The organism is Paenibacillus sp. RC334 (assembly GCF_030034735.1).
Taxonomy (GTDB): Bacteria; Bacillota; Bacilli; order Paenibacillales; family Paenibacillaceae; genus Paenibacillus; species Paenibacillus terrae_A.
This window is the reverse complement of record NZ_CP125370.1, coordinates 4,648,713-4,667,070: the sequence shown is the minus strand read 5'-3', so window position 1 is coordinate 4,667,070 and position 18,358 is coordinate 4,648,713. Positions and strand designations below refer to the sequence as shown.

The window sequence follows — 18,358 nt, the reverse complement described above, 5'->3', positions numbered from 1 at the left end:
CAGTGAAAGGCGGTGAGAGATGATGAGAGTTAACAAAGGGAATGGGTTGGCTATTGTACTGATTGTATTGGGTTCGATTATGCTGCTCGGTAAGTTTACTCCATTTTTCGGTTACTTTATAGGACACTTGATCGGTTACTTAATCCCGATAGCGATGATCATGCTAGGTTACTACGGTGTGAAAAGAGGAAATGTGGTCTTCGGCTGGATCGTACTTGTAATCGGGGTACTGGTTTTACTCGGCAAACTGTCATGGCTTTTGGGGCCGCTGCTGGCAATTGGTTTAATCATATTTGGTGTTTCACTGCTGAGTGACCGCAGAAGACGTTACTGAGATTGATGGATTCGCGGGTAATGTGAATTACAGAAACGAAGTATGAAGATATGAAAATACGAAATGTGAAAGGAGCAGACGCAAATGAGTGTGTTTCGTAGAATGCGTGATATTACCGTAGCGACCTTCAATGAGCATTTGGAACAAAGTCAAGAACCGATACAACTGATTGATCAGTTCTTGTATAACACCCGCGAGGATATTGCCGAAGCGGAAAAGCTTCATCAGCAATATGCAGTGCACACAAGACAGATGAAGCAACAGCTGGATCACGCAGTGTCCATGCAGATTAAACGGGAGGAACAGGCGCTGCTGGCTTTAAAGGCAGATGAAGAACACATTGCAAAGCTGGCCCTTCAGGAAAAAATGCTGTATGCAGAAAAAGAAGAGCAGTATAGAGAGCTGTGGGAGCAGAGCCGTGAATCGCTACGTGAATTGGAGCATCAGCTAGATACCTTAAAAACGGAATATCAAACGGTAAACAGTAAGCGCCAGTATTATGCGGCACGTGTACAAACGTTGAGACTCCAGCAGCAGATGAACGAACGGGCAGGTACATACGGTGGACGAAATGTTCCCCGAATGTTCAACCGCTTGGAAGATCGGGTAGCCGATATGGAAGCAGAAACGCTGAGCTTGCGTGATTTGCGGCGGGGAGAAGGCGGTCACACGCAGGATGCCCATGGCGGCGAATCGCTGCTCGAACAAGAGTGGGCGAGACTGAAGAGCAAGCTGAACAACAGCGGGAAGGAGTAAGTTGATTATGACCCGAATTTACCGATCAAACCGGGATAGAGTATTAACAGGTGTATGCGGCGGTCTTTCTGACGCAACAGGGATGGACTCAACTTGGATTCGTATTCTGGTTGTGATCAGTTTCTTTATAACAGCAGGAACCACATTTATGCTGTATGTAATTGCGGCGCTGGTTATCTCCAAGGAGCCGAGATCTCCTTATGATGGAGGATTTGGTCCCAACAGTGGGCCTTACAATCAACAGGATTCACGCTATTATGGCGGGAACAGCACCGGTTCACAGTACGGACCGGGAACTGGTTACAATCAGGACGGAGCATACGGTAATCCGAGCCAATCTTTTGGTCAAGATGCCCGTCATTCATCCAAATTTAACACAGGTCCTAACAGTGATCTGGATTCCATGATGGAAGATATCGAGAGAAAAGCAATGAAAAAAGAGTTGGCAGAGTTACGCAAAAAAGTAGAGCAATTCGAGAAGGGAGATCGTAAATAATGGGAATCTTTAAAAGAATGAAGGATATGACAAGAGCATCGGTGAATGAAGTGCTGGATAAAGTGGAAGACCCGATTATTATGCTAAACCAATATCTGCGTGATATGGAAGCGGAAATTCACGAGGCAGAAGTAACGGTTGCCAAGCAAATGGCAAATGAACGTCGCATGAAACAGCGCTTGGAGGAAGCAGTAAGAGTATCTAATGAGCGTGAACAACAAGCAGAATCCGCATTGCGGAACGGCCAGGAGGAAGTAGCGCGCAAGCTGCTGGGCGAAAAGATCTATTTTACACAAAAACAAGATGAATACCGCGACCTGCACACGCAAGCCGAGCTTCAAGCCAAAGAATTGGTGCAACAGCTTCACGACATGAAGGATGAGTTCTACAAAATGCGCAACAAGCGCAATGAGCTGGTATCCCGCGCTCAAATGGCAAAAGCCAAAAAACAAATGTCGCAAATCAACAGTCTGCACACGATTGAAAGCGGATCTGCTTCGCTGGGCTTTCACCGCATGGAAGAAAAAATCATGCAAATGGAAGCAGAAGCTGACGTACTGCGTGCCCCTTACCGTCAAGCTCCGGGAGAAGCGTACGTCAATCCGGCAGAGGCTGAAAAACTGTTCAAAGTGAATGAGCAGCTTCAACAGCTCAAATCCAAAATTCAAACGGGTGCTAAACCAGTAGATATAAAGAAGGACTGACTACTCGAAAATAAGACATTATGATATGCTGTATGGAATGGACACTGGTCAATTATAGTGCTCAATCTGTATGGTTCGGGAAAGCCATATGGCGGAATGTCGCGCCACTATGGCTTTTCCTTCCTGTATAAATAAAGGGGGTGCAGCATGGAGAAAAGGAAATCAGTCTTGGCACTGGCAGGTATCGCAATCGGGATTATCATTTTATTCGGTCAGTGGATTGGCTTCCTCTCCGTGATTGCACTGATCCTGATGTTGGCCGGAATATATAAGATTCGTAATTCCAAAATCAAAAAGGGCTATACAATGCTCGCAATTGGGGCAGGGCTGCTCGTACTGGATCATTTATTTCTTTTTGTGGTAGTAACTCTAGGGTCGCTAGCTGCATTCTATTCACGTTCAAGAAAGCTGCATAAGGGTCAAAGCTCGATATTCAAGCACAATTTTATATCCAATCATAAATGGGACGAAGTGCCGTGGAGCTTGCGCAGCACAAGTATATGGCATGTGGTTGGGGATGTGGATGCTGATTTGACGTTGGCACTTCCGGAAGAACGTGAACCCGTTATATTTTTGCAGGGGATCTTCGGTGATATTGACATCACGCTACCGGATAATTACGGTGTAGAGGTGGAAATGTTCGTGTTGTTCGGGCAGATTCAATTTGACCGTGATCATGAGGCGGGTATGCTCAATCGTCTGGTTTGGAAGTCACCCAATTATGCGCAGAGTGAATATAAAGTGAAGTTTGTCATTTCGTATTTGGCGGGCGATGTGCGCGTCCGATTTTATTGATCAGGAGGAGCCGGGATGAATCATAAAAAAACGTCCAACATGGTAACCCGCAGTATGGGTGAAGGTATCCTCCTGTGTGTTGTTGTGGGCGTAGTTGTTTTTTATATGCTGTATACATATGGATATGTGAAGTCGTTCCCAACCTGGGGAATGATATTGAAATTTGTGGGAGCCGTCGTCATGGTACTGATTGGCACCGGGGCAATATACGGTTTTTATGAGAGCTACCGCTTCAAAAGCAGGCTGGAAAAGCTGCGGGAGACGCTGCTGATGTGGGAAAAGGGGACCCCTGCCCGGGAGCTGCCGCCACTGGGTCATGATGAGTTGGGCAGGCTGGGTGAGCAACTGGAGCGAATCGGGCACAAATGGCAAGAGCAGGTTACTTCTTTGCAACGCCTGTCCACCAACAATGCACAGCTGGCAGAGCAGGCCAGAGTAACCGCGATTGTCGAGGAAAGGCAGCGATTGGCGAGGGAGCTACATGATGCAGTGTCGCAGCAATTGTTCGCCATTTCGATGACGGCGACGGCTGTAGGCAGGACGCTGGATAAGGATTTTGATAAGGCGCAGCGTCAGGTTGCATTGATTGAAGAAATGTCCTCGGTGGCGCAATCCGAAATGAGGGCGTTACTGCTTCATTTACGACCTGTTTATTTGGAAGGCAAGCGGCTGGAACAGGGATTACGTGATTTAATACAGGAATTGCAGGCCAAGGTTCCCATGGAGATTGATTTTGAGATGGAGAGCGGAGTACAGTTGGTTAAAGGCATTGAGAACCATTTGTTTCGCATCGTTCAGGAAGCTATGTCTAATACGTTGCGTCATGCCAAAGCAAGCCGCATGGAGATTCGTATCGTGCAACGCCCGGATTCCGTTCGGTTAACGATTAGGGATAACGGAATTGGATTCGAGCTGGACGAGAAAAAGCAGACTTCGTATGGATTGTCCACGATGCAGGAGCGGGTCAGCGAGATTGGAGGAGCTATACAGTATATAACGGCTCCGGAGAAAGGAACACGAATTGAGGTATCGGTGCCGGTTATAAATGATGAAAGCGGAAGGAACGATGATCATGGAAACGGAATTGCCGATTAGCGTACTGCTGGTAGACGACCATGAAATGGTGCGGATTGGTCTGGCGGCGGTGTTGGGCACGGAAGAAGGCATTGAAGTGGTAGGCGAGGCCGGGAGCGGGGAAGAAGGCATACGACTGGCTACGGAATACAAGCCGGACGTGATTTTAATGGATCTGGTTATGGACGGCATGGATGGAATCGAGACGACTCGCCAAGTGACACGCCTGCTTCCAGAGACGAAGGTCATCGTACTGACGAGTTATTTGGACGATGAGAAAATGTATCCGGTTATTGAAGCGGGCGCGTTCAGCTATCTGCTCAAAACCTCCCGTGCATCCGAGGTTGCGGATGCGATCCGTGCAGCGGCACGCGGACAGTCCGTGCTGGAATCGCAGGTGGCTTCCAAGATGATGAATCGATTTCGCCAGCCGCAGGCTGAAGCGCCTGCGCATGCGGAACTGACGGATCGTGAAATGGAAGTACTCCGGCTGTTGGCACAGGGTAAATCCAATCAGGATATTGCAGATGAGCTGATCATCGGGATCAAGACAGTGAAATTTCATGTCACGAACCTTCTGGCCAAGCTGGGGGTAGAGGACCGCACACAGGCGGCAATCTATGCCTACAAAAACGGATTAGCGGAGTAGCGTGTAGAACGGACTGATACTATGAAATACAAAAGAATGGAGTCATTTTACGCTGCTGAACAGGTTCCAAATTAAATAGGTGAATACAACGAACCGGAGACTTGTAGTAGTTCTCCGGTTTTTTTTCGATCCTTAAACGGTATTTAAATAAGTAAGAACAGAAAGGCGATTAAGGCCAAATCCAGCGCAAGTCCGGCTCCGTATCCATATCCACCATATCCGCCGCCATAGCCTGGTCCACCATTTCCATATCCACCTGTGTCATAGGGAGGGGATGGACTGAGGGGCTCCCTAGTGGGTTTGATTAAACTGCTTATTTTGGCAGAGGAATTTGCTTTGTTTTTAGAATTTCTTTTTTTCTTTTTGGAGGATATCTTCTTGGCTTCTTGTTTTCCCTTGTTATTATAGTTTCCGGCGTAGAGACTATTAGAAAAGGAGGATGGATATCCGTTCAGCATCAGCTTACCTTTGCCACACCCGCTGAGAATGCCAACATGTCGTGTACCGTCATGCAGAACAGCACAGACCAGACGTCCACGGTGAGGTGCCACATTGGCTTCATTTACAGGATATATGGGAAACATGATTTCACCTCTTTCTGAATAAGATACGTTGTGATCATAGTCTATTCTCACGCTGCCTATAATGTATGGTCGAACACCCAGCAGGTGAACGAATATTTTTAAAAGATGTTCTTCTGCTTCTAGCGTGTATAAAACCTCTTGCAACGGGAAAGCTATTGATAGATTGATAGAATCCAAGCCAGCCGAAAAAAACATCCAGAATGTGCCTCCAGGAATCGGATGCTTGTGGAGCGGGAGGAACCATGATGTTAAAAGCAGAGGTCATCAAAAAAGGGATTGTCGCTATCGCGGTGTTCGGAACGTTGCTGTTACTGGTAGGCTGGCGTTACGGGACGTTTCAAGCTACCGGATATGATTCCCTCAAGGCAGGAACGGACTTGCGCTCTGTATTGACCGTCTCGGATCAGGCTCCTGGTACACTGGATAAGCTGGTTGTGAAATGGCAAGGTAACTGGACTTCTTACGGTGATGATCCAGCAGCCATGGCGGCCCGGATAGCCGATCAACTGAATATTCCCGCCGTAAGCAAGGTTGAGGAAAATGGACACACGGTGTATCGATCTGTTGGCAGTAGCGGAGAACTGAAAATCCGCTTAAATGTGATGGAACAGCTAGCTGGTCAATGGTATACGGTCGTTCAACTTGAGAGTAGCAATGCAGGACGTGAGCAGTTAATCCGACTGCATGAACTTTGTGCTGAACAATTGGCGGCTGTGGGAGTACAAGCAGTATGGAATACGTCCATTCAGCATTCGCTGAAATCAAATGAGCCCGTGGACCAACTGATGAAGCTGACAGAGACACGTTTAGCAGGAAGCTTGTCCATGAAAGCAAAAGAAAGATATACAGATGCGACGACGGTAGCTGTATCCTATGAAGCACCGAAGCTACCTCTGACAGTTCAAAGTGGTGAGCATCAGGTGCATATGCAGATGGCTGTGCATGAAGATGAGGAGCATCAGGATACTCGTATTACGATCGGTTTTCCGCTGATTACGATAGAATACTGACTTATAAGGTAAATTTATGATTCATCGGATAGCTTATCCATGCTGAATATGCTAAAATGTCATCAAATCTTCAGTTCCATGTTTGTCGAAAATCAAGTATGATCTTGAATAAATATACACAATACTACATGCGGATTTCGAGGGTTGTGGAAGCGGAATCTTGTCATGGGAAGAATGAGGTACTTCATGGCTGACATACCTAATAATGAATCTGTTGTGATGCAAGGCGCTGTGTTATTTATTTTTGGTGCTACGGGCGATTTGGCCCGCCGCAAGCTTTTTCCTGCGATCTACAGCTTGTACCGCGAAGGGAAGCTGGGTGAGGATTTTGCCGTTATTGGCGTAGCGAGACGCCCTCGCACAGAGGAAGAATTCCGTAATGACCTGTACGCTTCGATACAGGAGTTTAGCCGTTACAAGGCAGAAAACGATCAAGAATGGCAGGCATTTGCCGAGCATTTTGAATATAAATCACTGGATATCAACAATGTCGAAGGATTTCATGAACTGAAACAGCAGACAGAGACCATAGAGAAGAAATTCAGCATTCCGGGGAACCGTTTGTTTTATTTGGCTTTGGCCCCTGAACTGTTTGGAAGCGTATCGGAGAGCCTCAAAGAAGGCGGTATGATGGATGGCAAGGGCTGGAATCGTCTTGTCATTGAGAAGCCGTTTGGTTATAACCTGGAATCTGCGCAAGAGCTGAATGTTGAAATACGCGAAGTATTTGAAGAGGAAGAAATTTATCGGATTGATCACTATCTTGGTAAGGAAATGGTGCAAAATATCGAAGTCATCCGCTTCGCAAACGCCTTCTTTGAACCATTGTGGAATAATAAGCATATTTCCAATGTGCAAATTACGCTTAGTGAAACCGTGGGCGTAGAGGAACGCGGAGGTTATTACGATCATTCCGGCGCTCTGCGGGATATGGGACAGAACCATATGCTGCAAATGCTGACGATGATTGCAATGGAACCACCGAGTCGTTTGCTCCCTGAGGATATCCGTGATGAAAAGGTGAAAGTGCTGCGTTCGTTGCGTCCTTTTGAATCCGCAGAGGATGTGTTGACTAATGTGGTACGTGGTCAATACACGGAAGGAAGCTATCGCGGTCAGCAGTTGCCGGGGTATCGTGAAGAGGACAAGGTTGATCCACAGTCGAGCACAGAGACTTATTTTGCTTCACGCGTATTTGTGGATAATTTCCGTTGGGCAGGGGTTCCTTTCTACATTCGTACTGGCAAACGTCTTCCTGTAAAGACAACCGAAATCGTTGTGGAATTTAAGAGCATGCCTACGAACGTATATCTTGGTCAAAAGCATAAGCTGGAACCGAACTTGCTCGTGATCCGGGTTAATCCGATGGAGGGCATTTACATCAAAATTAATGCCAAGAAGCCGGGTTCGGAATCGGATATTGAACCGCTGGCTATGGATTTCTGCCAAAGCTGTATGGTCGGCATCAACTCACCTGAGGCTTATGAACGGTTGTTGATGGACGCGATTGAAGGGGACTCTACGTACTTCACGCGTTGGGATGAGGTTGCGACAGCATGGAGATTCGTGGATCGGATCGCCAAAGCATGGCAACAAGCCCCGGATACGCTGGAAACCTATGCTGCAGGCTCATGGGGACCGGAAGGAGCTCATAAGCTGCTGGAGCAAGATGGCTTCAAATGGTGGCCAGTCAGTGGCCAGGATGAAGATAATGTCATCTGGCGGGTAGGCGGCACTCAGTAATCCTGATAATTGTTCAGCATCCCCCTACGTCCTGTTCAGGATGTAAGGGGATGCTTTGCGTTCGGAGTGTGCTATAATAACTTAGTCTCAGGTTTTCAGTTTGCAACTGATTATACGTTAAAGGCAGGCTAAAACATGTAAATAGATCGTATTTATAATGAATATGGTAACGGAGTACGCCGAATACTGGATCTAACGGTAAAGAAACCGATAGCACCGATGAAATTACGAAAACAGGCGTGCATCATGGCCTTTTTATGAATAGCTTGAGCAGGAACGCAATGGATTTGATCATGAAGGGATATGTGAAATGAGTAAAACACTGGATATACTTCAACAGGAAGTCGACAAACGGCGCACGTTTGCGATTATTTCTCACCCGGATGCGGGGAAAACGACACTGACGGAGAAGCTGCTGCTGTTCGGGGGCGCGATTCGTCTTGCCGGTTCAGTTAAAGCGCGTAAGGCAAGCAAGCACGCCACGAGTGACTGGATGGAGATTGAAAAGCAGCGGGGAATTTCGGTCACATCCTCAGTTATGCAATTTGATTATAATGGGCATCGCATTAACATTCTGGACACCCCAGGTCACCAGGATTTTAGTGAAGACACTTATCGTACATTAACAGCAGCGGATAGCGCAGTCATGCTGATTGATGTAGCGAAGGGTGTGGAAGCGCAAACGATTAAGCTGTTTCAGGTTTGTGCCAAGCGTGGTATTCCGATTTTCACCTTCATTAACAAGCTGGACCGTGAGGGACGCAGTCCTTTTGATCTGATGGAGGAGCTGGAGCAGGTGCTCGGCATCCGTTCGGTGCCTATGAACTGGCCAATTGGTACAGGACGTGAGTTGTGTGGTGTCTATGACCGTGTCAAAAATCAGGTCGAGCTGTTTCAGGGAGACGACCATTCCACGATCAAGGTACAAAAAGTGGAGGGTTACAATGATCCAATCATTCGCGAAATGGCGGGTGAATATTTGCATGACCAATTGTGTCAGGATCTGGAGTTACTCGATGTTGCGGGTGACCCTTTTGACATGGAGAAAGTACAGCGCGGGGAATTAACGCCTGTATTCTTCGGTAGTGCGATTAATAACTTTGGAGTTCAAACGTTTTTGGAAAACTTTCTTCAGCTTGCCCCTAAGCCGGAGCCGCGTCACAGTACAGCGGGGGAAATCGAGCCGACGAACGAGAAATTTACCGGCTATGTATTTAAAATTCAAGCAAACATGAACCCGGCTCACCGTGACCGCATCGCATTCCTGCGTATTGTGTCTGGTAAGTTCCAACGGGGGATGAGTGTTAAGCATGTACGGATGGGCAAGGAGATTAAGTTGTCCCAACCACAGCAGTTTCTCGCGCAGGACCGCGATATTGTCGAGGAAGCTTTCCCGGGCGATATTATCGGCTTGTTTGATCCGGGTATTTTTCGTATTGGGGATTCCCTTAGTCAAGGTGGAGAGGTTGTATTTGATGAGTTGCCAACCTTCTCGCCTGAGATTTTTGCCAAGGTAACGGTGAAAAATGCCTTGAAGCACAAGCAGTATTTGAAGGGTATTGACCAGTTGACCGAGGAAGGTATGATTCAGGTGTTCCGTACGGTAAGCTTTGACGATACGTTGCTGGGCGTTGTCGGTCAACTGCAATTTGAAGTATTTGAGTACCGCATGAAGGGTGAATATGGAGTTGATGTACAGCTTCAGCGTATGCCATTCCAGTTTGCACGCTGGATTGTGGATGATCAGATTGATCCAAGCAAATTCCGTATTAACTCTACGTTGGTGAAGGACAAGAAGGGCAATTATGTTGCCTTGTTCGAAAATGAGTATGCGATGCGGACAGCTATAGAGAAAAATCCTACAGCTAAGTTTTTGGAGATGGCTCCATAAGATTAGGATTTGATAAGCAGGACAGGAATGAAAATTGTTATTTGATCTGTACAACGAATAGTCCACTCGGTGTTACGGCGAGTGGACTATTCTCGTATACGGCCAGTAGGATGAAGCAGGATTGAACAAAAGTTTGAATATAGGACTTAGGTTAGCGGGACGGGCTTGATTTTATCAAGCTGCTCATGTGCCAGGTGGACAAACTCTTGTTGCTGGGTCTGGTTCATGTGCTTCCATGCCACCTCAAGAATGACACCCAATCCGGGCAAAGCGGCCTCTGGTCCATCCACTGACCCGATAATCATATCGGTAAGATCAGCTTCTGATTTGCCGTGAACTTTGTGAACAATGGCTTGTCGTAAATCCAGTGTAATGGGCATGTGTACCTCCCGTATGTTTGTAATCGTTGTCGGATGTATTATGGCTTGGGCTGCTGCCCGGTATACATGAAGAAGCATTTGGCATAAGCATGCCAAATTTATGTTTTTGGCGGGTTATGCTATACTATGACGGACAGTATGGTGATCGGGAGGTAAGGAAGGAATGGCTAAGAAGCAGTATGCGGTAATCGGCATGGGTCGTTTTGGCTCCAGTGTTGCCACTGCATTGAGCGAAATGGGTTTTGACGTGCTGGCGATTGATTCGGACGAGCAGCGCACACAGGAAATGTCGAATATTGTGACACATGCAGTATCTGCCGATTCGACGGATGAGGAAGCGTTACGAGCACTTGGCATCCGTAATTTTGATGTCATTGTGGTGGCGATTGGCGAAGATATACAGGCAAGTATATTGACGACATTAATCCTCAAGGATATGGGGGTGCCAGCTCTGATCGTAAAAGCGCAAAATGAATTGCACGGGAAAGTGCTGCAAAAAATAGGCGCGGATAAGGTGGTTTATCCTGAGCGGGACATGGGGTTACGAGTAGCCCATCATTTGACGTCCCCGAATATTCTGGATTATATTGAGCTGTCCAAGGATTATAGTATTCTGGAGATAAAAGCCGCAGATTCCATGATAGGAAAAAATTTGAAGGAACTTGATATACGCGCTCGTTTTGGCTGTAACGTGATGGCGATTCGCCGAGATCAGGAAATGAATATCTCCCCTTATGCTGAAGATCGGCTGGAGACGGGGGATGTGCTTGTTATTGTAGGCCACAAGGATGATTTAACCAAGCTGGAGCTAGCTTTTGCAGTGTGATGATAAATCATTTATTTATAAAGGAACGGACGGATAACGAATGGAAATCATTTCACCAAACAATACACGTGTAAAAGAATGGGCACAACTGCTGGAAAAAAAGCATCGCACCCGGCAGCATAAATATATCGTCGAGGGCATTCATCTGGTGCAGGAAGCGCTGCGTTCGAACGCGGTTGTCGAAAGCGTTGCCTATGATTTGGACAAGGGCATTCCTGCCGAGTTGAATGGCCTGGACCAAGCAGACCAGCCGGTGGAATGGGTTCCCGTGTCGGCGGCGGTCATTGCCAAATGCACCGATACGAAGACACCGCAGTCCGTCTTTGCTATCGTGCGCAAGGAGGAGCACGGCGCATTCCCGGCGTTGCTGGAGCAGCCGGATGCGCTGGTGATGGTGCTGGACGGGGTACAGGACCCCGGCAATGTAGGCACCATCATCCGTAGTGCGGACGCCGCCGGAGCCGCAGGCGTCATTCTGGGTCACGGCTGCGCCGACCTGTACAACCCGAAGACGATCCGCTCTACGATGGGATCGTTTTTTCACCTGCCCGTGATTGAGGGCAGTCTGGAGGAGCTTTTGCCACAGGCTAAAAGCAAAGGTGCCCGACTGATCAGCACCTCGCTGGACGCAAGTCTGTCGTGCTATGCCGTTGATTTGCGTGTTTCTACTTGGTTTGTGATTGGGAACGAAGGCCAAGGTATTTCCGCTGCTACCGCACGTATGGTGGATGAATCGGTGTTCATCCCGATGCAGGGGCAGGCGGAATCGCTGAACGCAGCGATGGCCTCCACGGTGCTGCTTTTTGAGGCGATGAGACAGCGAAACTAGTGGAAATAACTATATATTTGTCGATTGTAGCATCAAATCAATTTGACAGGCTTCCAAATCTTTGTTAGAGTTTCAATCAAATACGTATAACCTTTTCATGGGATGTTACCGTTAGGGCATAACCTGAACCGGCTTGTCTACACTACACGTGTATCTGGGCTAGTTTGGGTTTTTTTATTTCTCCAACCCCTTTCGGCTTTCCCCCATCACACATTTGGAAGGAGAACGTTTATGTCCAGCTTTATTTTTCCGAAAGACTTTTTATGGGGTGGTGCTCTTGCTGCCAATCAGGCCGAGGGTGCTTATCTGGAAGACGGCAAAGGATTGAGCCTGGTGGATCTGTTGCCGACTGGAGAGAAAAGAAGAAGTATCATGCAGGGGAATGTTCCCTCGCTCATTCCGCTCGAAGGCGAATTCTATCCTTCTCACGGAGCGATTGATTTTTACCATCGCTATCGCGAGGATATTGCGTTATTTGCGGAAATGGGTTTCAAGGCGCTGCGTGTTTCCATTGCCTGGGCCCGTATTTTCCCAACGGGAGAAGACGCCACGCCGAATGAAGCCGGGTTACAATTTTACGATGATCTGTTCGACGAATTGCTTAAACATGGCATCCAGCCAGTGGTTACCCTCGCTCATTTTGACGTACCGGTAAATCTGATTGATAAATACGGCAGCTGGCGAAGCCGAAAACTGGTTGCTTTGTTTGAAACATATGCCAAAACAGTATTCGCCCGTTACAAAGATAAAGTGAAATATTGGATGACGTTCAACGAAATTAACATGCTGCTCCATTTGCCGTTTATTGGTGCCGGGCTTGTATTTCAAGAAGGTGAAAACGTCAAACAAATTCAGTATCAGGCTGCACATCACCAGCTTGTTGCAAGTGCATTGGCTGTAAAAGCGTGCCACGAGATCATTCCAGACGCCAAGATTGGCTGTATGCTGGCTGCCGGCAGCTTCTATCCGTATACGTGTAATCCCGAAGATGTTTATCAAGGAATGGAAAAAGACCGCGAGTCCTACTTCTTCATTGACGTGCAGTCACGCGGGGAATATCCTGGTTATGCGAAGCGCTTCTTCAAGGATCATGGACTCTCCATCGAGATGGAACCGGACGACGCGGACATTTTGAAGCATCATACCGTTGACTATATCGGATTCAGTTATTATTCTAGCCGGACGACCAGCACAGACCCGGAAGTTGTCAAAAACATGACGAGCGGCAATGTGTTTGGCTCCGTATCCAACCCGTATCTGGACAAGTCCGATTGGGGCTGGACGATTGATCCGAAGGGGTTCCGTATCACGGCAAACCAATTGCACGACCGCTATCAAAAGCCTCTGTTTGTGGTGGAAAACGGCTTTGGTGCCAACGACATGGTTTCTCCTGAAGGAGAAGTCAACGACGATTACCGGATCGACTATTTGAAGCGGCATATTGCGGAAATGGGCGAGGCTCTTCAGGATGGGGTTGAGATTATCGGTTATACGAGTTGGGGTCCTATTGACATCGTCAGCGCTTCCTCTGGAGAGATGAAAAAACGCTACGGCTATATTTATGTGGACCGGGATAACGAAGGCAACGGCTCGCTGAACCGGATTAAAAAGAAAAGCTTCCACTGGTACAAAAACGTAATTCATTCCGATGGCGAGAATCTGGGAGAGTAACGTCCCACAAGAAAATAGATCGGACATCCCGTAAGTATGGGGATGTCCGGTCTTCGTTTCTTGGTTGAAAGCGTTGACAATCGACCCTCTTCGGGCTATACTTGACGCAATTCCATCATTTTTAGGATTGTTACTGCATAGGCAGGCAAAACCTAAGCCACGAATAAGCGGATATTACAGTCTTGTTTATTTGTTGAGCTTTGGTTTTTTCTGTTTGTCAGAAACAGGATGGAATAGGTGTGGCTCTTGCTGGCATATGGAACGGGGGATCGAGATGAAAATAGCAAAGGTCATCAACAATAATGTAATTAGTGTCTACCAGACGGACGGTACAGAACTCGTGGTGATGGGCCGCGGGGTTGCTTTTAAGAAAAAGCCTGGAGAAAAAGTAGATGAAACCAGAATTCAGAAAGTATTTGCCCTGAAAAACAAGCAGACGTCCGACAACTTCAAAATGCTGCTGCGTGAGGTTCCGCTGGAACTGATTGTGATTGTGGAAGAGATCATTAATGATGCCAAGCACAATTTAAACAAAAAGCTGAACGAAAATATTTATGTTTCCTTGACTGACCACATCAATTTCGCCGTTGAAAGATACCAGGAAGGATTGGAGATCAAAAACGCGTTATTGTGGGAAGTCAAGCAGTTGTACAAAGAAGAATTTGCGATCGGTCTGAAAACGCTAGAACAAATTAAACAAAAGCTCGATATTGAACTGCCTGTGGACGAAGCGGCTTTTATCGCGATTCACATCGTGAATGCCGAAATGAACGAGGAAGTTATCACCACAATGAGTATTACAAAATTTATGCAGCAAATTATCAATATTGCAAAATATCATTTTAAGGTCGATTTTGACGAGGACTCTCTGAGTTATTTCCGCTTTATTACGCATCTGAAATTTTTCGCCCAGCGTGTGTTTAAGGGGAATCACTACGAAAACAACTATGATCATTTGTATGATATGATCAAGGAAAAGCACAGTGACGCGGCTGCTTGCACGGAGAAAATCGGAGCTTTTGTGGAAAAAGAATACAACCACGAATTGACGAACGAAGAAAAGCTGTATCTGACCGTGCATATTGAGCGGGTGGTTAACAGATAAGCTGGATTTTTCCTGCAAACAGGATAGAGAATATATGGGTAAATATTTTTATTGACAGATATGGTTGATTAATTATATTATGAGAACAACAGGAATTTAATACAGCTTTAACTGGGATTGTTACTGGTTATGCAGGCAAAACCTAAGTCATGAAAAATTGCGGGACAAAAAGCGCCCACCATTTTTCAAGGCTTAGGTTTTTTGTGTGCCTAAATACGTAAAATGCCCATTAGAACATGGAGGTGTCTAGCATGAGTTATGAAAAATTGGCTAAGGAAATTGTTGACCTGGTAGGTGGTGAAAAAAATGTGGTATCCCTCGTACACTGTGCCACCCGCTTGCGTTTTGTGCTAAAGGACGAGGCGAAAGCGGACAAAGAAAAACTGGAAAAAACCGATGGGATCATCACGGTTAAGCAGAGCGGTGGTCAGTTTCAGGTCGTAGTCGGTAACAAAGTACCGGAAGTATACAGTGCTATCAGCAAGATATCCAACATTTTGGACGAGTCCAAAAAAGATGAAAAACCTGCTAAAGCCAACAAAGGCTTCGGTGCCATTATAGACGTTGTTTCCAGTATTTTTGCACCGCTACTCGGAGTCATGGCGGGAGCCGGTATTCTGAAAGGCCTGCTGCTTATTGCCAGCAACGCTGGATGGCTGACACCAAAGGACACTACCTACATTATTTTGCTGGCTGCCGCGGATAGTCTGTTTTATTTTCTGCCCCTCCTGTTAGCGGTTACAACGGCCCGGAAATTTGAAGGTAACATCTTCGTTGCCCTGACGATTGCCGGAGGATTGCTTTACCCGTCCATCGTCACGTTGAAAACGGAAGGTACACCTACTGACTTTTTCGGTATTCCAATTGTCATGATGAGTTATTCGTCTACGGTTATTCCCATTATTATTGCTATCATTGTCATGAGCAAGCTGGAAAAACTGTGTAACCGGTTGATCCATGAAAGCGTCAAAAATTTTATTACGCCATTGATCCTGCTCGTGATTATGCTTCCTCTGACTTTGATCGTGTTTGGTCCATTCGGGGTCTACGTGGGCAACGGCATCGCAACTGGACTCATTGCCGCGTTCGGCTTCAGCCCGTTGTTGGCTGGCGCAATCATGGGTGCTTGCTGGCAAATTCTCGTTATTTTCGGCGTCCATTGGGGTCTCGTACCTGTATTCATTAATAACATTGCTGTGAACGGAAGAGACGGAATCAAACCTTCCGCTGCGGCTTCCATCTTCGCCCAAACCGGTGCTGCGTTTGGTGTCATGCTTAAAACAAAAAATAAAAAGTTGAAGACCTTGGCGGGTTCCGCTACGCTTACCGCATTGTTCGGTATCACAGAACCAGCCGTCTATGGAGTCACGCTTCCACTGAAACGTCCGTTTATTGCAGGTATTATCGGCGGTGCTATCGGTGGTGCAATTATCGGCCAAGCGGGAACGGAAGCATTCGCTTCTGGCGCGCCGGGACTGCTGACCTTGCCCATCTTCTACGGCCCCGGCGGACAAGGCTTCCCGGGACTGATTTTAGGAATTTCGGTATCGTTTCTGGTTTCAGCCATTCTGACTTATATTTTAGGGTTTGAAGATCCGGTTGAAGCGGAAGAATCACCCGAAAATTCGACTAAAGAGCCAGTTCATACAACAGATGTTTCTAACGAAGAGGTATTTAGTCCGATTGAAGGAACCGTTGTCTCCCTCTCGGAAGTTCCCGATCCCGCATTTGCGTCGGAAGCTATGGGTAAAGGCGTCGCCATCGAACCGACATCGGGCAAAGTTGTAGCCCCTTTCGACGGGACGATTACCGTGGCGTTCAAGAAAAAACATGCGCTTGCGGTTGTTTCGCCCCAAGGCGCAGAAATTCTGATTCATGTGGGAGTAGACACGGTTAGGCTGGACGGTAAACATTTTATCTCCCATATCAAAGAAGGCGACCAGGTAAAAGCGGGGGACCTTCTGCTCGAATTTGACGTTGAGCAGATCAGGGCAGAAGGCTACCCTACGATTACGCCGATTATCGTTACGAATTCTTCCGCTTATTCAGAAATCCTTCCAACCACCAAAGGACAGGTGCAGATGCAGGACCCACTGTTAAAACTGTTCGGCGGTACGAATGAGTAAGAGGGAATTGCCTGAATACGTCTGTTGAATAACCAGAATAAGTGATTTAGTGAGTTGAACAAGCCGCTCTTTTCGGGGTTAGTAGGATACAAACCTATAACCGAAGAGGCGGCTTTGCGTATTATCAGGTTAGCTGGTTTTTATGAATAGGTGGCTCCGATGGAGTCATCTTTTTTCGTTATCTTGCCTTTACATTCCAAGAGGGGTACATATGTTCACTGTTTGGTTTATAATTTAAACATAGATATGTGGGAGGCTACATCGCAAATGAGAGGTGAATGTAATGAAGAAATCCGAGTTGCCCATAACTAGCGAGAAGTGGAAAGCTATTGTGGAGAACGACAAGTCTTATGATGGTGAATTTTTTTATGCTGTGAGGACAACAGGAATATTTTGTCGCCCCTCCTGCAAATCCCGCCCTCCCAAAAGAGAAAACATCCGCTTATTCAAAACAGCAGAACAGGCTTTAGCGGAGCATTTTCGACCATGCAAAAGGTGTAAACCGACGGGGCAACGCTTGCCTGATCATGAATGGATTGCGTTGGTTACAGAGTATGTGGATTCTAACTATAAGGAAAATTTAACGCTGCACTTGCTTGCAGAAATGAGTCATGGGAGCCCTTACCATTTACATCGTACCTTCAAGCGGGTCATGGATATAACCCCGATGGAATATATACAGCAAACCAGATTGGAACAAGCCAAGCAACAGCTAATGAACTCGGATAAGTCAGTTGCGGAAGTAGGGGAGAGCGTAGGTCTGTCCAATACCCCTTACTTTTCTACGTTATTTAAAAAGAATACAGGCTACACGCCTTTGCAATATCGCCACCTTAAATCAGAAAAATTACAAAATGGAGGTATACATCATGTTAACCCAAACCCCTAAAACGATCTATTGGTCATTGTTAACCCATGAAGATTGGAATTTATATATTGCAGCTACACCGGATGGATTATGTTATGTAGGCTCACCCGATAAACCTTTAGAGGAATTGACTTTGTGGGCAGGAAGCCGATTTCCTGGCAGTCCATTGGTTGAAGATGATGAGGTCTTGCAGCCCTATGCCACAGAACTAATGGAATACTTTCAAGGGAAACGCACAAGTTTTACCGTTCCTTTTGACTTTCGGGGGACTGCGTTTCAAATGGCGGTCTGGAACGCGCTGTGTGGCATTCCGTATGGAGAGACACAATCCTACTCAGACATTGCCCACGCTATCCAAAAGCCTGCCTCTGTTCGGGCGGTGGGGGCTGCAATCGGTGCTAACCCGATTCTGGTCACCGTCCCATGCCATCGGGTCATCGGCAAAAATGGTGCTTTAACCGGATATCGTGGTGGTTTGGACATGAAAGTAAAGCTTTTGCAGCTCGAAAGAGGTTAA

Annotated in this window: 18 protein-coding genes and 1 pseudogene; 17 read left to right on the top strand and 2 right to left on the bottom strand. The window is 46.8% G+C overall.

The window, feature by feature from the left end; translation table 11 throughout:
• The first annotated feature begins 22 nt into the window (after window positions 1–22).
• From QMK20_RS21475 to QMK20_RS21445, 7 genes are all read left to right on the top strand, one after another.
• The gene (locus QMK20_RS21475) at window positions 23–334 is read left to right on the top strand and encodes a LiaF transmembrane domain-containing protein (RefSeq protein WP_283656324.1); all 312 of its coding nucleotides are present in this window, start codon (window positions 23–25) and stop codon (window positions 332–334) included.
• Window positions 335–418: 84 nt separating this feature from the next.
• Window positions 419–1,090: a PspA/IM30 family protein gene (locus QMK20_RS21470; protein WP_283653236.1), complete on the top strand. Its 672-nt coding sequence runs from the start codon at window positions 419–421 to the stop codon at window positions 1,088–1,090.
• 7 nt (window positions 1,091–1,097) lie between these two features.
• Window positions 1,098–1,586 (top strand): PspC domain-containing protein, encoded by a 489-nt coding sequence (locus QMK20_RS21465; RefSeq protein WP_283653235.1) that lies wholly within the window; start codon window positions 1,098–1,100, stop codon window positions 1,584–1,586.
• The gene (locus QMK20_RS21460; protein WP_283653234.1) at window positions 1,586–2,290 is read left to right on the top strand and encodes a PspA/IM30 family protein; all 705 of its coding nucleotides are present in this window, start codon (window positions 1,586–1,588) and stop codon (window positions 2,288–2,290) included. The genes QMK20_RS21465 and QMK20_RS21460 overlap by 1 nt, the downstream gene beginning before the upstream one ends.
• A gap of 147 nt (window positions 2,291–2,437) precedes the next feature.
• Window positions 2,438–3,085, top strand: a complete 648-nt coding sequence (liaF, locus tag QMK20_RS21455) for a cell wall-active antibiotics response protein LiaF (protein WP_283653233.1) — start codon at window positions 2,438–2,440, stop codon at window positions 3,083–3,085.
• Window positions 3,086–3,100: 15 nt separating this feature from the next.
• Complete coding sequence (locus QMK20_RS21450; protein ID WP_283653232.1) at window positions 3,101–4,180, top strand: sensor histidine kinase; 1,080 nt, start codon at window positions 3,101–3,103, stop codon at window positions 4,178–4,180.
• Window positions 4,158–4,808, top strand: a complete 651-nt coding sequence (locus tag QMK20_RS21445; RefSeq protein ID WP_044648538.1) for a response regulator — start codon at window positions 4,158–4,160, stop codon at window positions 4,806–4,808. Before QMK20_RS21450 ends, QMK20_RS21445 begins: the two co-directional genes overlap by 23 nt.
• Window positions 4,809–4,951: 143 nt before the next feature.
• On the opposite strand, the gene QMK20_RS21440 is transcribed toward QMK20_RS21445, so the two are convergent.
• A complete protein-coding gene (locus tag QMK20_RS21440; protein ID WP_283653231.1) occupies window positions 4,952–5,587 on the bottom strand; it encodes a hypothetical protein in 636 nt (211 codons plus the stop codon).
• A gap of 50 nt (window positions 5,588–5,637) precedes the next feature.
• Between QMK20_RS21440 and QMK20_RS21435 the strand changes: the two genes are divergently transcribed.
• From QMK20_RS21435 to QMK20_RS21425, 3 genes are all read left to right on the top strand, one after another.
• A complete protein-coding gene (locus tag QMK20_RS21435) occupies window positions 5,638–6,402 on the top strand; it encodes a YwmB family TATA-box binding protein (RefSeq protein WP_349361972.1) in 765 nt (254 codons plus the stop codon).
• A 186-nt stretch (window positions 6,403–6,588) separates the two neighbouring features.
• Window positions 6,589–8,145, top strand: coding sequence for a glucose-6-phosphate dehydrogenase (gene zwf / locus QMK20_RS21430; protein WP_283653229.1), 1,557 nt, complete (start codon window positions 6,589–6,591; stop codon window positions 8,143–8,145).
• 310 nt (window positions 8,146–8,455) lie between these two features.
• Window positions 8,456–10,036: a peptide chain release factor 3 gene (locus QMK20_RS21425; RefSeq protein WP_044648542.1), complete on the top strand. Its 1,581-nt coding sequence runs from the start codon at window positions 8,456–8,458 to the stop codon at window positions 10,034–10,036.
• A 146-nt stretch (window positions 10,037–10,182) separates the two neighbouring features.
• Here the strand turns inward: QMK20_RS21425 and QMK20_RS21420 are convergent, their stop codons facing one another.
• A complete protein-coding gene (locus QMK20_RS21420; RefSeq protein ID WP_044648543.1) occupies window positions 10,183–10,416 on the bottom strand; it encodes a small acid-soluble spore protein SspI in 234 nt (77 codons plus the stop codon).
• A gap of 160 nt (window positions 10,417–10,576) precedes the next feature.
• On the opposite strand from QMK20_RS21420, the pseudogene QMK20_RS21415 reads away from it, so the two are divergent.
• From QMK20_RS21415 to QMK20_RS21385, 7 genes and pseudogenes are all read left to right on the top strand, one after another.
• Window positions 10,577–11,242: pseudogene (locus QMK20_RS21415) on the top strand (potassium channel family protein); the annotation flags it as partial.
• A 40-nt stretch (window positions 11,243–11,282) separates the two neighbouring features.
• Window positions 11,283–12,071 (top strand): TrmH family RNA methyltransferase, encoded by a 789-nt coding sequence (locus QMK20_RS21410; protein WP_283653228.1) that lies wholly within the window; start codon window positions 11,283–11,285, stop codon window positions 12,069–12,071.
• 231 nt (window positions 12,072–12,302) lie between these two features.
• Window positions 12,303–13,742: a 6-phospho-beta-glucosidase gene (locus QMK20_RS21405; RefSeq protein WP_283653227.1), complete on the top strand. Its 1,440-nt coding sequence runs from the start codon at window positions 12,303–12,305 to the stop codon at window positions 13,740–13,742.
• 274 nt (window positions 13,743–14,016) lie between these two features.
• The gene (gene licT, locus QMK20_RS21400; RefSeq protein WP_283653226.1) at window positions 14,017–14,847 is read left to right on the top strand and encodes a BglG family transcription antiterminator LicT; all 831 of its coding nucleotides are present in this window, start codon (window positions 14,017–14,019) and stop codon (window positions 14,845–14,847) included.
• A gap of 251 nt (window positions 14,848–15,098) precedes the next feature.
• Window positions 15,099–16,973: a beta-glucoside-specific PTS transporter subunit IIABC gene (locus QMK20_RS21395; RefSeq protein WP_283653225.1), complete on the top strand. Its 1,875-nt coding sequence runs from the start codon at window positions 15,099–15,101 to the stop codon at window positions 16,971–16,973.
• A 283-nt stretch (window positions 16,974–17,256) separates the two neighbouring features.
• Complete coding sequence (locus QMK20_RS21390; protein WP_283653224.1) at window positions 17,257–17,862, top strand: bifunctional transcriptional activator/DNA repair enzyme AdaA; 606 nt, start codon at window positions 17,257–17,259, stop codon at window positions 17,860–17,862.
• The gene (locus QMK20_RS21385) at window positions 17,843–18,358 is read left to right on the top strand and encodes a methylated-DNA--[protein]-cysteine S-methyltransferase (protein ID WP_283653223.1); all 516 of its coding nucleotides are present in this window, start codon (window positions 17,843–17,845) and stop codon (window positions 18,356–18,358) included. Before QMK20_RS21390 ends, QMK20_RS21385 begins: the two co-directional genes overlap by 20 nt.

What these genes read in the sequence shown, in the direction of transcription:
- QMK20_RS21475 (WP_283656324.1), top strand. Translation starts at nt 23, where the DNA reads ATGAGAGTTAACAAAGGGAATGGGTTGGCTATTGTACTGATTGTATTG.
- QMK20_RS21470 (WP_283653236.1), top strand. Translation starts at nt 419, where the DNA reads ATGAGTGTGTTTCGTAGAATGCGTGATATTACCGTAGCGACCTTCAAT.
- QMK20_RS21465 (WP_283653235.1), top strand. Translation starts at nt 1,098, where the DNA reads ATGACCCGAATTTACCGATCAAACCGGGATAGAGTATTAACAGGTGTA.
- QMK20_RS21460 (WP_283653234.1), top strand. Translation starts at nt 1,586, where the DNA reads ATGGGAATCTTTAAAAGAATGAAGGATATGACAAGAGCATCGGTGAAT.
- liaF (WP_283653233.1), top strand. Translation starts at nt 2,438, where the DNA reads ATGGAGAAAAGGAAATCAGTCTTGGCACTGGCAGGTATCGCAATCGGG.
- QMK20_RS21450 (WP_283653232.1), top strand. Translation starts at nt 3,101, where the DNA reads ATGAATCATAAAAAAACGTCCAACATGGTAACCCGCAGTATGGGTGAA.
- QMK20_RS21445 (WP_044648538.1), top strand. Translation starts at nt 4,158, where the DNA reads ATGGAAACGGAATTGCCGATTAGCGTACTGCTGGTAGACGACCATGAA.
- QMK20_RS21440 (WP_283653231.1), bottom strand. Translation starts at nt 5,587, where the DNA reads ATGTTTTTTTCGGCTGGCTTGGATTCTATCAATCTATCAATAGCTTTC.
- QMK20_RS21435 (WP_349361972.1), top strand. Translation starts at nt 5,638, where the DNA reads ATGTTAAAAGCAGAGGTCATCAAAAAAGGGATTGTCGCTATCGCGGTG.
- zwf (WP_283653229.1), top strand. Translation starts at nt 6,589, where the DNA reads ATGGCTGACATACCTAATAATGAATCTGTTGTGATGCAAGGCGCTGTG.
- QMK20_RS21425 (WP_044648542.1), top strand. Translation starts at nt 8,456, where the DNA reads ATGAGTAAAACACTGGATATACTTCAACAGGAAGTCGACAAACGGCGC.
- QMK20_RS21420 (WP_044648543.1), bottom strand. Translation starts at nt 10,416, where the DNA reads ATGCCCATTACACTGGATTTACGACAAGCCATTGTTCACAAAGTTCAC.
- QMK20_RS21410 (WP_283653228.1), top strand. Translation starts at nt 11,283, where the DNA reads ATGGAAATCATTTCACCAAACAATACACGTGTAAAAGAATGGGCACAA.
- QMK20_RS21405 (WP_283653227.1), top strand. Translation starts at nt 12,303, where the DNA reads ATGTCCAGCTTTATTTTTCCGAAAGACTTTTTATGGGGTGGTGCTCTT.
- licT (WP_283653226.1), top strand. Translation starts at nt 14,017, where the DNA reads ATGAAAATAGCAAAGGTCATCAACAATAATGTAATTAGTGTCTACCAG.
- QMK20_RS21395 (WP_283653225.1), top strand. Translation starts at nt 15,099, where the DNA reads ATGAGTTATGAAAAATTGGCTAAGGAAATTGTTGACCTGGTAGGTGGT.
- QMK20_RS21390 (WP_283653224.1), top strand. Translation starts at nt 17,257, where the DNA reads ATGAAGAAATCCGAGTTGCCCATAACTAGCGAGAAGTGGAAAGCTATT.
- QMK20_RS21385 (WP_283653223.1), top strand. Translation starts at nt 17,843, where the DNA reads ATGTTAACCCAAACCCCTAAAACGATCTATTGGTCATTGTTAACCCAT.